11 protein-coding genes are annotated in these 13,411 nt (G+C 60.7%); 6 read left to right on the top strand and 5 right to left on the bottom strand.

Annotated features, from left to right (window positions below; genetic code table 11):
• The 5 genes from H7B90_RS08080 to H7B90_RS08100 form a co-directional block, all read right to left on the bottom strand.
• The coding region (locus H7B90_RS08080) for an ankyrin repeat domain-containing protein (RefSeq protein WP_185135350.1) at nucleotides 1-896 on the bottom strand (896 nt) is incomplete at its 3' end.
• Nucleotides 897-1,683: 787 nt separating this feature from the next.
• Entirely contained in the window at nucleotides 1,684-2,946 is a 1,263-nt protein-coding gene (locus H7B90_RS08085; protein ID WP_260410862.1) for a M20 metallopeptidase family protein, read from the bottom strand.
• A 31-nt stretch (nucleotides 2,947-2,977) separates the two neighbouring features.
• The gene (locus tag H7B90_RS08090; RefSeq protein ID WP_185135352.1) at nucleotides 2,978-4,156 is read right to left on the bottom strand and encodes a M20 metallopeptidase family protein; all 1,179 of its coding nucleotides are present in this window, start codon (nucleotides 4,154-4,156) and stop codon (nucleotides 2,978-2,980) included.
• 13 nt (nucleotides 4,157-4,169) lie between these two features.
• Nucleotides 4,170-5,531, bottom strand: a complete 1,362-nt coding sequence (locus tag H7B90_RS08095) for an LLM class flavin-dependent oxidoreductase (protein ID WP_260410863.1) — start codon at nucleotides 5,529-5,531, stop codon at nucleotides 4,170-4,172.
• A gap of 134 nt (nucleotides 5,532-5,665) precedes the next feature.
• Entirely contained in the window at nucleotides 5,666-6,559 is an 894-nt protein-coding gene (locus H7B90_RS08100) for a LysR family transcriptional regulator (RefSeq protein WP_185135353.1), read from the bottom strand.
• Nucleotides 6,560-6,726: 167 nt separating this feature from the next.
• Here H7B90_RS08100 and H7B90_RS08105 point away from each other — a divergent pair, with 167 nt between their 5' ends.
• The 6 genes from H7B90_RS08105 to H7B90_RS08130 all read left to right on the top strand — a co-directional run bounded on the left by H7B90_RS08105 (nucleotide 6,727) and on the right by H7B90_RS08130 (nucleotide 13,411).
• A complete protein-coding gene (locus tag H7B90_RS08105; protein ID WP_185135354.1) occupies nucleotides 6,727-7,407 on the top strand; it encodes a carboxymuconolactone decarboxylase family protein in 681 nt (226 codons plus the stop codon).
• An 8-nt stretch (nucleotides 7,408-7,415) separates the two neighbouring features.
• Nucleotides 7,416-8,612: an amidohydrolase gene (locus tag H7B90_RS08110; protein ID WP_185135355.1), complete on the top strand. Its 1,197-nt coding sequence runs from the start codon at nucleotides 7,416-7,418 to the stop codon at nucleotides 8,610-8,612.
• A gap of 151 nt (nucleotides 8,613-8,763) precedes the next feature.
• The gene (locus H7B90_RS08115; RefSeq protein ID WP_185135356.1) at nucleotides 8,764-10,383 is read left to right on the top strand and encodes an ABC transporter substrate-binding protein; all 1,620 of its coding nucleotides are present in this window, start codon (nucleotides 8,764-8,766) and stop codon (nucleotides 10,381-10,383) included.
• 88 nt (nucleotides 10,384-10,471) lie between these two features.
• Nucleotides 10,472-11,416, top strand: coding sequence for an ABC transporter permease (locus H7B90_RS08120; protein WP_185135357.1), 945 nt, complete (start codon nucleotides 10,472-10,474; stop codon nucleotides 11,414-11,416).
• Nucleotides 11,417-11,437: 21 nt separating this feature from the next.
• Nucleotides 11,438-12,355, top strand: coding sequence for an ABC transporter permease (locus H7B90_RS08125; protein ID WP_185135358.1), 918 nt, complete (start codon nucleotides 11,438-11,440; stop codon nucleotides 12,353-12,355).
• 57 nt (nucleotides 12,356-12,412) lie between these two features.
• Nucleotides 12,413-13,411: an ABC transporter ATP-binding protein gene (locus H7B90_RS08130; protein WP_185135359.1), complete on the top strand. Its 999-nt coding sequence runs from the start codon at nucleotides 12,413-12,415 to the stop codon at nucleotides 13,409-13,411.

Raw genomic sequence — 13,411 nt, forward strand, 5'->3', positions numbered from 1 at the left:
TTTCTCTCTGCGAAAGTTGAGATTTTAACTCTTTTATATCGAAGTTCAGTAACATCAAGGACAGAGCAAAGTTCGATGTAATCGATTTGGTTGGAATCCCGTAATTCAATTCTTGTTCGGGTATTCCCGAGATCGTTGATGATCGCTACGGGTAGACCCATCCTTTTGAGTTCGGCAGCCTTCCGTTCAAAATCATGCAGCTCTTGAGGCTCAACTGCAACCAATAGCTCTATAATTTCTTGAAGTTTTCTACTATTGGCTGCCGTATAAGGCCTCTCGCCGTAATGATCCTTTAAAAGGGGATCTGCTCCGCACGCTAAGAGATACTTTACAACATCTACATGACCATGGAAGGCTGCATTGTGAAGAGGAGTGGCGCTGTCATCGGGGTGAGTTTTAAAATCTTGGTGATTGATATCAGCCCCCGCTTCAATGAGCAACTTCACCGCGTCGAGATAACCTCTACTTGCAGCAACTTGAAGAGCTCGTCCTCCATGAATGTTTATATCCAAGCCATGCTCCAATAAATATTTTATTTCTTCGATTTGGTTACGATATGCGGCCTTCCATAGAGCGCTCGTATTCACACGACTTAGCGCATTGATATCGGCACCACGATCCAGAATATATTGCAATTCATCCAGTTTGCCCCGACCGGCAGCTATGATGATGGCGGGATCTGAAGAATCATTCAGATTAACGCCACCCTTTTCGATTAAATATTTCACAATTTCAAAATCGTAATCGCCATAATGGCCCCACGCATAGCTCAAATAACTCCCATATCCGGGTACCGTCTTCAGATCAAAGCCGGAAGTAACCATTTGCTTTACAGCCTCTATATCTTTCCTTTTTAGAGCATCTAGCATTTGTTGATCCGGTTTCTTTATGGTCAATTATTTCATCCTCCATCTTTCGCTATAATCGACACTGCATCGACAGCTGCTTGCCTCTCGACTAGAATATAATGGAAGATTATATTGTGTCTACTCGCAAATATGGTTCCCACATTCTGCCGAATATCCGTTGGCGGTGTCCCAGGGGTACTTCCTGTGAAGACCGGCTTCGAGATGGCAACCATAACTGATTGTCTGTCTAAGGGCTTTCATTATAAAAAAGTTCCGCCGCGTTTTCCCGCGACGGAACTTTTCGAAGATTTATTCCACGATAATTTTGCCTACCGAAAAGGCGCCTACTTGAGTGGTGGATGAAAAATCACACAAAATCTGCTTCAGAAAGCGCCTTGCTTGAATGTTGTACGAAAAATCACACAAAATCTGCTTCAGAAAGCGTCTTGCTTGAATGGTGTACGAAAAATCATACAAAATCTGCTTCAGGAAGCGACTTGCTTGAATGTTGTACGAAAAATCATACAAAATCTGCTTCAGAAAGCGCCTTGCTCGAATGTTGTACGAAAAATCATACAAAATTCATCTGCCTTGTTTTTTCCGACTGTGCATTATTCGAAAAATCGCACAAGTGAATCCGCCTGCCTGCGGTGAAGCCCGCCATGTCGGCGAGATTGGACTCGCCAGCCCGGTCATCACAGACGGAGTTTTGGATAACGGAGCTTGTATGTAAATGGGGCATCCGTAGAAAAAAAGAGCTGGCCGGCGACTGCATGATGTCCAGGTGTTCCCTTGCCTTGCGGAACAAACCGCGTTCCTGCAGAATCGGAATGCCTCACGGTTGCGGCTCCGCATCCGCCGACAACGCATCGACGGCCAGCTGCACATGCAACTTGGCGCCGAGCGCGAGCGCCCGCTCGTCCAGGTCGAACGACGGATGATGCAGCGGATGGATAATCCCTCGCTCTTCGTTGCCGACGCCGATCAGCAGCATCGCTCCCGGCGCTTTGTCCAAAAAATAGGCGAAATCTTCGCCGGCCAGACTGGGCTTCTCCAGCAAGCGCACCCGATCCTGCCCGAATACGCTCGCTCCCGCGCGCAACGCCAGCTTCACCGCTTCTTGATCGTTGATCAGCGCCTTGCCCATCCGGAACCGCGTCTCGCTCGAACCGCCGAACCGGTCGGCGCAGGCGGCGGCGCACCGCTCCAGCACGGAACGAATCCGCGCTACCGTATCGTCCGCGAAGGCGCGATACGTGCCCGATACCTCCGCCGATTCCGCGATGGCATTGCCGACCGTTCCCGCCCGCAGCTTGCCGAACGCCAACGAGAACGGCTCCAGCGGATCGGATGCCGCCGCCGCGGCGCTGTGCGCTTCGGTCACGAAGTGGGCCGCCATCAACAACGCGTCCGCTGCCAGATGCGGCGAGCCGTGATGCCCCGAGCGCCCGCGGAACGACACCTGGAAGTGGGTCGACGACGCCATCGCTTCCCTCCGGTGAACGGCCATCTCCCCGACCGGGAGCTGCGGCCAGACGTGCAGGGCGAAGGCGGCCGACGCTTCATCCGCCGCTCCGCTCTCGACCATGTCTCTGCCTCCGCTGCGCAGCACGCCGTCCGTCGGGCTCGGCACCGCTCCTTCCTCCGCCGGCTGGAACACGAACAGCACCGTGCCGGCCAGCTTCTCCCGGAAGCGGCTTAACCCAAGCGCGGCAGCGATCAGCATCGCCATATGCGCGTCGTGGCCGCAAGCGTGCATCGCGCCCTCGATCTCGGAGCGGCAGGGGGCGCCTTCCGCTTCCCGAATCGGGAGCGCATCCATGTCCGCTCGCAGAAGCACCGTTCGGCCGGGCCGGCCGCCTCGCAGTACGCCGACGACGCCTTTGCCGAAGTGCCGTCCTACGTTCCGCCGAACCTCAAGCCCGCCCTGCTCCAGCAGCTCCGCGACGCGCGCGGCGGTGCGGTCCACGTCGAACAGCAGCTCGGGCCGGCGATGGAACTCCCTTCGGAGCCGGATCCAGTCTTCCTCCCGCTCCTCTAACCACCGGAAGATGCCGGCAATATCCGTCTCCTCCGCCTGCCATCGATCGTTCGCCAAGTCGTTCGCTCCCTTCGCCTCCGACTCTCTGTCAGCTGCCGGATCCATGGCCGGCGGCCAACGCCAGGAACAGCCGTCCCGCCGTCAGCAGCGCCCTCTCGTCGATGTCGAAGCGCGGATGATGGTGAGGGTAATGCGTCCGCTCCTCGTCATTGCGGGCTCCGACATGGATGAACGCGCCTGATCTATGCTCCAAATAATAAGCGAAATCTTCGGCCCCCATGACCGGCGGCAGCTCCACGAAAGCATCCGGACCGAAGACTCGGTTCACCGTCTCGCGTACGCGATCCGCTCCTGCTTGCGGATTGACCAGAGGAGGATATCCGTTCACGTATTCAAGCTCGTATTCCGCGCGGGAAGATTCGCAGATTCCTCGGACGAATAACCGAATCTCCTCTTCGATCTGCCGACGTACCTGCTTGTCGAAGGTGCGGACCGTACCTTCGAGCCTCGCCTTGTCGGCAATCACGTTAAATGCCGTGCCGGCCTGGAAGACGCCGACGCTGACGACCGCAGGTTGAAGCGGATTCACCCGGCGGCTGACGATCTGCTGCAGACCGCTTACGATCTGGCTCCCGATAACGACGGAATCCACCGTGTCGTGCGGCCTAGCCCCGTGACCTCCCTTCCCCTTGATCGTCAGGGCGAACGCATCCGCCGCCGCCATCGCGGGTCCGGCCTTGAGTCCGATGCGTCCGTACGGGATTTCCGAGGAGAGATGGATGCCGTACACTTCGTCGACTCCGTCCAGACAGCCGTCCTCGATCATGAATTTAGCCCCTCCCGGGGGCTTCTCTTCCGCATGTTGGAAAATAAAGACGATCTTGCCCGCCAGCTCTTCCCTGAACTTGCTTAACACGCCGGCCACGCCGAGCAGCGTCGACGTATGCCCGTCGTGGCCGCAAGCATGCATGACGCCGGGCACCGTCGACTTGTACGGCGCTTCCTTCTCGTCCTGAATCGGCAGCGCGTCGAAATCGGCGCGGAACGCGATCGTCGGGCCCGGCCTTCCGCCCTGGAGATAGCCGAGCACGCCGTTGCCGCCGACATGGGTCCGAACTTCGATCCCGTAAGAACGCAGACGTTCGGCCACGAATGCCGACGTATTCGTCTCCTCGAAGGACAGCTCCGGATGACGATGAAGGTATCTTCTCGTCTCGATCAATTCGGACTCGCCGTTAACCAACTCTTGAAACCACTTATCGGACATAGGAATCCTCCTTCTATTCTCCAAGCTTCCTGTATGCCGCCCCCGGGTGCGTATCCGCCAGCCGCGCGAAGCCCTTCCCGAACAGCCGCTCCCGAAGCGTCGTCTCCTCGTAGCGCTCTCGGAACATGCCCCGCTTCTGCAGGACGGGTACGACCAGCTCGACGAAGTCGCGGTGGCCGCCGGGAAGCACATAACGCTCCAAGTTGAAGCCGTCCGCTCCCGTCTCCTCGATCCAATGCTGCATATGGTCCGCGATCTCGTCGGGCGTGCCGGCGACGGTAATGCCGCGGAACTCCTTGCTCGCGAAGTTATCCATGACGTCGCGCACCGTCTGTACGGTTCCGCTATGCTTCGTATACCTCTCGGTGTGGGTACGGCCTTGCTCCGTCTTCACGTTGACGAACGGCGCATCCGGGTCGAGCGCCAGGAGGTCGACGCCCGTAGCGTTCTCATAGGTAAGCAGCGCAGCCTCGCGGCTGGCGTAGCTCCGGTACGAGTCCAGCTTCCGCTGCGCCTCCTCCTTCGTCCGTCCGACGACCGCGGACAGGCCGGTGAAGATCTTGATCTGCTCCGGCCCGCGGCCGAAGGCGGCCGCCCGCCGGCGGATATCCTGCACCTGCGCCCGCAGCGCCTCGACCGTCGGCGCCTTCAGGAAGACGCCCTCCGCGTGCTTCGCCGCGAAGTCGCGCCCGCGGTCGGAGCTGCCCGCCTGGAACAGGACGGGCGTGCGCTGGATCGAAGGCTCGCACGAATGCGCTCCCGTCATGCGGTAATAACGGCCCTCGTGCTCGACGATATGCACCTTCGAGGCGTCGGCGTAATAGCGACCCGCCTTGTCCCCGACGACCGCGTCGTCCTCCCAGCTTCCCTCGAGCAGCTTGTAGCTCGCTTCCATGAACTCCTCCGCCTGCTCGTAACGCTCGTCGTGCGGCAAAATTCCTTCGCGGCCGAACGCGCGAGCGCCGCTGATGCCGCCGGCGGCGACCACGTTCCAGCCGATGCGGCCGTTCGTCAGATGGTCGAGCGTCGAGAAGCGGCGGGCGTTCGGGAACGGCAGCTCGTAGACGGGAGAAGCCGTCGTCACGAAGGCCAAGTTGTTCGTCGCCGCCGCGAGCGCCGGGATGATCAGCATCGGATCGTTCGCGGGCGCGTACACCGCCTCCCGATAGGTCAGCTCCCGCTTATGATCGGGGTAACCGTACGAATCCGCGAAGAACATAAAGTCGAACAGCCCCCGCTCCAGCAGTTGGGCCAACTCGATCCAGAAGCCGAGCTCCTTGTAACGGTGCGACTGGTTGTCCGGATGCGCCCACAAGCCTTGGGTCATCTGATTCGGCGTATGAATATCGAAGATGCCTAGATGGATTTTTTTCAACGCGTGCGCCTTCCTTCCCCGCTCTATCTTCCGGAATACCCATTGGAATGGGTGCCTTTAACTAGAGAGGATAGCCGACGCCGCGGCGAATGTACAATAGAATTTCGTGAATCTCCGGTTAGATAACGTTAAAGTCAGGAAGCCGTCTCCGAATAAAACCGTTTGATCTCCTCGACCAGCTCCCGGCTGATTCGGCTCATCGACGCGGCGTTTCTCCGGGTCAGAATTCCGAGCGAAGGCCCTTCGAGCAGGTCGGCCACGTCCTTGACGACCACGCCCGGAACCGGGGGCGCGATCGCCACGACGGGCGCCAGCGCGATGCCCAGCTTGGACTGGACGTAATATTTAAGCGCGGTAATACCCGCGACTTCGATGCTGCTCTGGCGCAGCTTGCCGATCTGCTTCGTGATCATCTCTTCGATCCGGATGCGGAAGGCGCACGAACCGGGCGTGAACAGGAACTTCTCGTCCTTCAAGTCCTTGAGCCGGATGTCGTCGCGCCGCGCCAGCGGATGGTCGTCCGGCACGATCAGCTTAAACGTCTCCTTAAGCAAAGGATAGAACTCCAGCTCCAGATGGGGCTCGGGCTGATTGCAGAGAGCAAGATCGATCCGGTCCTCGAGCAGCATGTTCATGAGTTCCCTCGTCGTGCCGATGGAGACCTTCGTTTGAACCTTTGTTTTCTGCCGGGTGAAGGAAGCCAGAATCTCGGGAACGCGATTGCTCGCGGAAGGCTCGGAAGCTCCGAATCGGACGAGGCCGGCGTCTCCCTGAACGAAATCGACCAGCGCCACGTTCAGATCGTCGTACTCCCGCAGCAGCGAGTCCGCCCGCTCGTAGAACAAGCGTCCCGCGGTCGTCAGCTTGATCGTCTTCCCCCGCTCGAACAGCTTGACCCCGAGCTCCTCCTCCAGCTTCTTGATCTGTATGGTCACGGTAGGCTGCGAATATTGAAGCGCCTCCGCCGCCCGCTGGAAGTTGCCCAGCTTCACGATGGTTTGAAAGGTCTTGATGAGCCGAATCTCCATGGGCGCCGCTCCTCCTCCATTTCCCAATTTAATTTTCATAAACTCCGTCTTTATAGATCTCAATTATACAAACCGGAACTTTTCCCCTATTATAACAGACAAGGCCCCAATAAATCCAAGCGGATTACCATGAATTAAAAAAACCAAGCGAAAAGAGGTCCTCCATCATGAGCAACGCAACAACAAACGACGTCGGCGCAAGCCTGTACACCCGCCATTCTCCGAGCTTCTCGGCCAAACTGTTCGCCTTCGCTCCCGAAGGCTTCAAATCGTTCGGCGAATTCAACAAGCAGGCGCTCGCCGCCGGCGCCCTGTCCGTCAAGACCAAGGAGCTGATCGCCGTCGCCGTCGCCCACATCACGGGCTGCCCGTATTGCATCGAAGCGCATGTCGGCAAGTCGAAGGCCGAGCAGGCTTCGTTCGAGGAGATCTTCGAATCGGTAACCGTCGCCGCCGCCGTCAAAGCGCACTCCGCCTTCTATTACGCGACCAATGCGCTGAAGGCGTTCGAAGGCAGCCAGGATCCCGACTTGTTCCCGCTGGCTAATCTCGAGCTGACCGAGAAGCTCGAAGACGCGAACGAGGATGCGTACAACAGCTTCCACGAGTTCCTGCACGTCTCGCTTCGCGCCGGACGCCTCTCCGAGAAGGAGAAACTGCTGATCGCGGTCGGCTCCGCTCTCGTCGAAGGCAGCGCATACTCCATCGAAGCGTTCACGCGCCGGGCCAAGGAGATTGGCGTCACGATCGAGGAGCTGGCCGAGACGACGCTCGTGGCGACCGTGCTGAAGGCCGGCTCCGCGATGGCGCACCGCGTGAACGCCCTGCAGGCGTTCGAGAGAGAGTGAGCTCGCCCATGACGGAACGTACGGACCTCATTCGAGAGGAGTGGCCGGAAGGGCTGGCCGAGCAGCTCGTCGCCTGGAGGCGGCATCTGCATCGCCACCCCGAGCTGAGCTTCCGGGAGGAGAATACCTCCCGGTTCGTCGAAGAGACGCTGAGGGGCTTCGGCGGCGGCTTCGAGATCGACCGCCCGACGCCGACCAGCGTCGTGGCGCGGCTGATCGGAGCGAAGCCGGGCCGAACGCTGGCGCTACGCGCAGACATGGACGCTCTGCCGATCCAGGAAGAGACCGGCCTCGAGTTCGCCTCCGGGACGCCGGGCGTCATGCACGCCTGCGGCCACGACGGCCATACGGCGATGCTGCTGGCGGCAGCCCGCTTGCTCGCCGCGCGCCGGGACAAGCTGCACGGCGAGATCCGCTTCCTCTTCCAGCATGCCGAGGAACTGCCTCCCGGCGGCGCCGTCGAGCTCGTCGAAGCAGGAGTCATGGACGGAGTCGATTGGGTGTTCGGCGAGCACCTGGCCGCCCAGCTCCCGGTCGGGCAGATCGGCATCGCCTATGGAGACATGGCCGCTTCGCCGGACAACTTCACGATCGTCATCAAGGGCTACGGCGGACATGCCGGATTCCCTCACCGGGCGGTCGACACGATCGCGGTCGGCGCGCAGATCGTCGCGAACGCGCAGCACATCGTCTCGCGATACACGAATCCGCTCGACCGGCTCGTCGTCTCCGTCACCCAGTTCACGGCCGGGGCGTCGCACAACGTCATCCCCGACACCGCCGTTCTGAAGGGCACGGTTCGCAGCTTCGGCGAACAGGTCCGGGCGGATGCCCGCGAGCAGCTCCTCCGCATCGTTCAAGGAATCACGGCTGCCCACGGCGCCGAATTCGAATTCGATTACGTCTTGGGATACGCCCCCGTCGTGAACGACGAAGAGCTTACCCGACTCATTGAGGAAGCCGCCGTCGAGCTGGTCGGGCGCGACGATGTCGTCCGCACGCCTCCGGGCATGAGCGGCGAAGATTTCTCCGCGTACCAGCAGAAGGCGCCGGGCACGTTCGTCAACATAGGCGCCGGCAATGCCGGCAAGGGCATCGTCTACCCCCATCATCACCCCAAGTTCGCCATCGACGAAGACGCGCTCGCGACCGGCGTCCGGCTGTTCGTCCGGGCGGCGGAGAAGCTGTTGGAGTGGGATTCCTGAGCGGAATCCCGCAGCCTTTGCTTTTATTAAATTCACCCTTTAAAAGGATTCATTGTACAACTCCGGCGGAATCCGATATAGTGTAAGAAATAATTCCGATTATACAAGTTGGAATTATCAACTTTGTATGGAAGATTAGGGGAGAGACAAGATGAACAAGCTGTACCGCCATTCGCTTCTGGCACTTCTGATCCTCGCGCTGTTCGCCGTCTACGGATGCTCGTCGGGCAATAACGGCGGAGGCGGCAACGGGAACGCCGCGTCCGGCACCTCGTCGCCTGGCACCTCGTCGCCCGCCGAGCCGGTCTCCGCGGACCTCGCTTCCGAGCTGCATTTCCCGCTCGCGCAGCAGGTGCCGACGCTGGACCCTCATCTGGCGCTGAACACGAACGTATACGTGACGATGAATATCTTCGAAGGATTGTTCGCCTTCGACGAGAACTTCAAGCCGGTGCCGATGCTGGCCGAGTCCTACGACCTGAGCGAAGACGGCAAGACGTATACGTTCCACCTTCGCCATGGCGTGAAGTTCCACAACGGCAAGGAGATGAAGGCCGAGGACGTCGTCGCCTCCCTCAACCGCTGGAAGTCGCTGACCGGACGGGCGCAAGCTTCCCTCGGCGATTCGGAATTCGCTGTTAAGGACGATTACACCGTCGAACTCGCGCTGAAGGAGCCGCGCAACGACATTCTCGCCCAGCTCAGCCACGTGCTTAACAACGCCGCCATCATGCCCAAGGAAGTCGTCGAAGCGGCCGGTCCGGACGGCGTGAAGGAATATATCGGCACCGGTCCGTTCAAGTTCGTCGAGTGGAAGCAGGACCAGTACGTCCATCTGTCCAAGTTCGACGACTACCAATCCGTCGACGCTCCGCCTTCCGGCTTTTCCGGCAAGAAAGAAGCCTTCCTCCAGGACGTCTTCTTCGACATCGTTCCGGACAGCGCGACGCGCTTCGCTTCGTTCCTCTCCGGCACCTACGACTACGTCGACGTGTCGCTGGACAACCTGCCGCAGGTGCAAGGCCTCTCCGATGTGACGCTGAACAAGAACCTCGGCTCCGACATCAATCTGGTGTTCAACAAGAAGTCGCCGCTGTTCTCCGACGTCAAGTACCGCCAGGCGGTCGCGGCCGTGCTGGACGCCGACGAGATTCTGCTCGGAACGGTGAGCTCGCCCGAGCTGTATCGCCTGAATCCGAGTTATATGTATCCGGAGAATACGACCTGGTACAGCGAAGCGGGCAAGGAGAATTACAACCAGAAGAACCCGGACAAGGCGAAGCAGCTGCTTCAAGAGGCGGGCTACGACGGCCGGGAAGTGACGCTGCTGACGACCAAGGAGCTCGGCGGTTCGTTCTACAACGCCACCATCGTCGTGCAGAAGGAGCTGGAGTCGATCGGCGTCAAGACGAAGCTCGACATCAACGACTTCGCGACCTTGCTGAAGAAGCGCGCGGACCCGAACGCCTGGGACATCTACGTCGGCCTGTTCACGATGCCGTCCACGCCGTCCCAGCTGCTCTACCTGAATCCGACCTACGGCTTCGCCGACGACGCCAAGCTCGCCGAACTGAACAAGGCGCTGACGGCGGCCTCCTCGGACGAAGAGATCAAGCAGGCCAACGATGCGCTCCAGCAGTACGAATGGGAATACCTCGCCGCGGTCAAGATCGGCGACACATACTCCCAGACCGCGACGCGCCATAAGCTGACCGGCTTGAAGACGCTGGCCGGCTACCCGAACCTGGCCAACGTGAAGCTGTCGAAGTGACGCAAGCGCCGCATGGAGTCCCAAGGGGCACGCATGCGGCCCCTTGTCCTTTCTCAGCGCCGCTATCTATCGGAAGGAGGAGCCAACCTTGGCATTCTACATCGCGAGACGGCTGCTGGCTACGATTCCCGTGCTCTTCGTCCTGTCCGTCATCGTCTTTCTTATCATCTATCTGATCCCGGGCGACCCGGCGGCCGTCATGCTCGGCGACGGCGCCAGCCCGGAGACGATCGAGACGCTGCGCGAGCAGATGGGGCTTAATCTTCCGCTGCTCCCGCAGTACGGGCGGTGGATCGGTCATGCGCTGCAGGGCGACCTCGGAGACTCGTTCTTCATGCGGCAGCCGGTCCGGACGGCGCTGGCCGAGCATCTCGGTCCGACGCTCTCGCTCGCCGTGCTGGCCGAGCTCGTCGCGATCGTCATCGCCTTGCCGCTCGGCATTCGCGCGGCTTCAAGGCGGGGCGAACTGGCGGACAAGACGCTGACGGGCTTCTCGCTGTTCGGCATTACCGTTCCGGGGTTCGTGCTGAGCATGTTCACGGTGCTCCTCTTCTCCGTCCAGCTGAAGTGGCTCCCGGTGTCCGGCTATAAGCCGCTCTCCGACGGCCTGTGGATGCACCTCAAATACTTGATCCTGCCGGCCCTCTCGCTCGGGATCGTCCAAGCATCGCTGCTGGCTCGGGTCACCCGGTCGTCCATGCTCGACGTCCTGAACGAGAGCTTCGTCAAGACGGCGCTGGCCAAGGGCGTCGGCGAGCGAGGAATCGTCTACCGGCACGCGCTGCGCAATGCGCTGCTGCCGATCCTGACCGTCATCGGCGGATCGTTCGGCACCCTGATCGCGGGCGCCGCCGTCATCGAGTCCATCTTCAACATTCCCGGCATGGGACAGCTGCTCGTCAACTCGGTTCAGCGAAGGGATTACGCGGTCATCCAAGGGGTCGTCCTGTTCGTCGCCTTCGCCTACGTGCTGGTCAATCTCGTCGTGGATCTGCTCTACGCGATCGTCGACCCGAGAATCAGACTCAAATAACGAAGGAAAAGGAGGAGCTCCATGCCCCTATTGGATACGAATACGCCGGCTGCCTTCGATTCGGACGACGCCAGGCTCCGCTTGAAGCGCGAAAACCGCAAGCTGTTCGCGCGCCGGTTCGTCGCGAACAAGTCCGCCGTTATCGGCAGCGCGCTGATCGCGCTCATCGCCGTCGTCTCGCTGTTCGCGCCGTGGATCTCCGGCCGCGACCCTTACGGGCTCGACGTCGTCAATCGCTTGAAGCCTCCCAGCTCCGCCTTCCCCTTCGGCACCGACAACTTCGGCCGCGATCTGCTGACGAGGGTCGTCTACGGCACGCGGATGTCGGCCGAAGTCGGATTCGCCGTCGCGTTCGCCTCCTCGCTGATCGGCCTCGTCATCGGCCTGTACGCCGGGTATATCAAGTGGCTCGACCAGATTCTGATGCGCGTCATGGACGGCTTGTTCGCCTTCCCGGCCGTGCTGCTGGCCATCGCCATGATGGCCGCCCTCGGGCCCAGCGTCGGCAACCTGATCGTCTGCCTCACCATCGTCTTCGTCCCTTCGATCGCCCGGATCGTCCGCTCGTCGGCGCTGGTCTCGAAGGAGCAGACGTACATCGAGGCCATGCATGCGCTCGGCGCTTCCCGCAACCGGATCATCTGGAAGCACATCATGCCGGGGGCGCTGTCCCCGCTTATCGTCCAAGGCTCGTTCGTCTTCGCCGAAGCGATCATCGTGGAAGCGGCTCTCAGCTTCCTCGGGGCGGGCATTCCCGCGCCGACGCCGAGTCTCGGCAACCTGCTGTCCGACGGCAAGCTGTTTATTTACAACTCGTCGTGGATGACGATCTTCCCCGGACTCGCTCTCGTTCTCGTCGTGCTCGCGATGAATCTGTTCGGCGACGGGCTCCGCGATCTGCTCGATCCGCACGCCCGCCGCGCGGGGAAGAAGCGATGAGCGGCAACGATCCGTCCGCAATCCGCCGTTCCGCGGCTACGACAAGGAGGTCCATCGATGTCGGCCGAACCTATTCTGCAGATCAACGAACTTAAGACGCACTTCCATACGGAGCGCGGCCGGGTGACGCCGGTAGACGGCGTATCGCTGGAAGTAGGCCGGGGCGAGATCGTCGGCATCGTCGGCGAATCCGGCTGCGGCAAAAGCGCGACCGCCCAATCGGTGCTGCGGCTGTTCGACGAGAAGCGGCTCGCCAGCTACGAGGGCGAGATCCGCTTCGGCGGCCGCGATCTGCTCGGACTGACGCCGAAGCAGATGCGCGGCGTCCGCGGGAACGAGATCTCGATGATCTTCCAGGACCCGCTCAGTTCCTTGAATCCCGTCTACACGATCGGCGGCCAGATCGTCGAGACGCTTAGGCTTCACCGGCCTATCGGGCGCAAAGAAGCGGCGGCCAAGGCCATCGAGCTGCTGCGGCTGACCGGCATTCCCGCTCCCGAGCGGAGAGCGCGCGAGTATCCGCACCAGCTGTCCGGGGGCATGCGGCAGCGCGTCATGATCGCCATCGCTCTCGCCTGCGAGCCGCGGTTGCTTATCGCCGACGAGCCGACGACGGCGCTCGACGTCACGATCCAGGCCCAGATTCTCGAGCTGATTCAAGACCTGAATCGGCGCCTGGGCATGAGCGTCATGCTCATCACCCACGATCTCGGCGTCGTGGCCGAGACGTGCAGCCGGGTCGTCGTCATGTATCTCGGCCAGGTGGTCGAGAGCGGCGACGTCCGCGACGTGTTCAAGGCGCCGCTGCATCCCTACACGATCGGGCTGATGAAGGCCGTCCCCCGTCTCGACGGGGACCGGAAGCAAGAGCTGCCGGACGTCCCCGGCAGCGTCCCTCCCCTCCATCAGATCCCGCAAGGCTGCCGGTTCGCTCCGCGCTGCGCCTTCGCGGACGACAAATGCCGATCCGCCATGCCCGAGCTTGCCGCTCTCCCGGGTTCCGATACCCGGGTTAGATGCTGGCACGCCGGCCGGATCGCCGGAACGGAGGATTGA

Origin of the sequence: Cohnella xylanilytica (assembly GCF_014212175.1) — a bacterium.
Lineage (GTDB): Bacteria > Bacillota > Bacilli > Paenibacillales > Paenibacillaceae > Cohnella > Cohnella xylanilytica.

Coding starts and splice junctions, on each gene's coding strand:
- H7B90_RS08110 (WP_185135355.1), top strand. CDS start 7,416: ATGACGGAACGTACGGACCTCATTCGAGAGGAGTGGCCGGAAGGGCTG.
- H7B90_RS08090 (WP_185135352.1), bottom strand. CDS start 4,156: ATGTCCGATAAGTGGTTTCAAGAGTTGGTTAACGGCGAGTCCGAATTG.
- H7B90_RS08105 (WP_185135354.1), top strand. CDS start 6,727: ATGAGCAACGCAACAACAAACGACGTCGGCGCAAGCCTGTACACCCGC.
- H7B90_RS08125 (WP_185135358.1), top strand. CDS start 11,438: ATGCCCCTATTGGATACGAATACGCCGGCTGCCTTCGATTCGGACGAC.
- H7B90_RS08100 (WP_185135353.1), bottom strand. CDS start 6,559: ATGGAGATTCGGCTCATCAAGACCTTTCAAACCATCGTGAAGCTGGGC.
- H7B90_RS08130 (WP_185135359.1), top strand. CDS start 12,413: ATGTCGGCCGAACCTATTCTGCAGATCAACGAACTTAAGACGCACTTC.
- H7B90_RS08115 (WP_185135356.1), top strand. CDS start 8,764: ATGAACAAGCTGTACCGCCATTCGCTTCTGGCACTTCTGATCCTCGCG.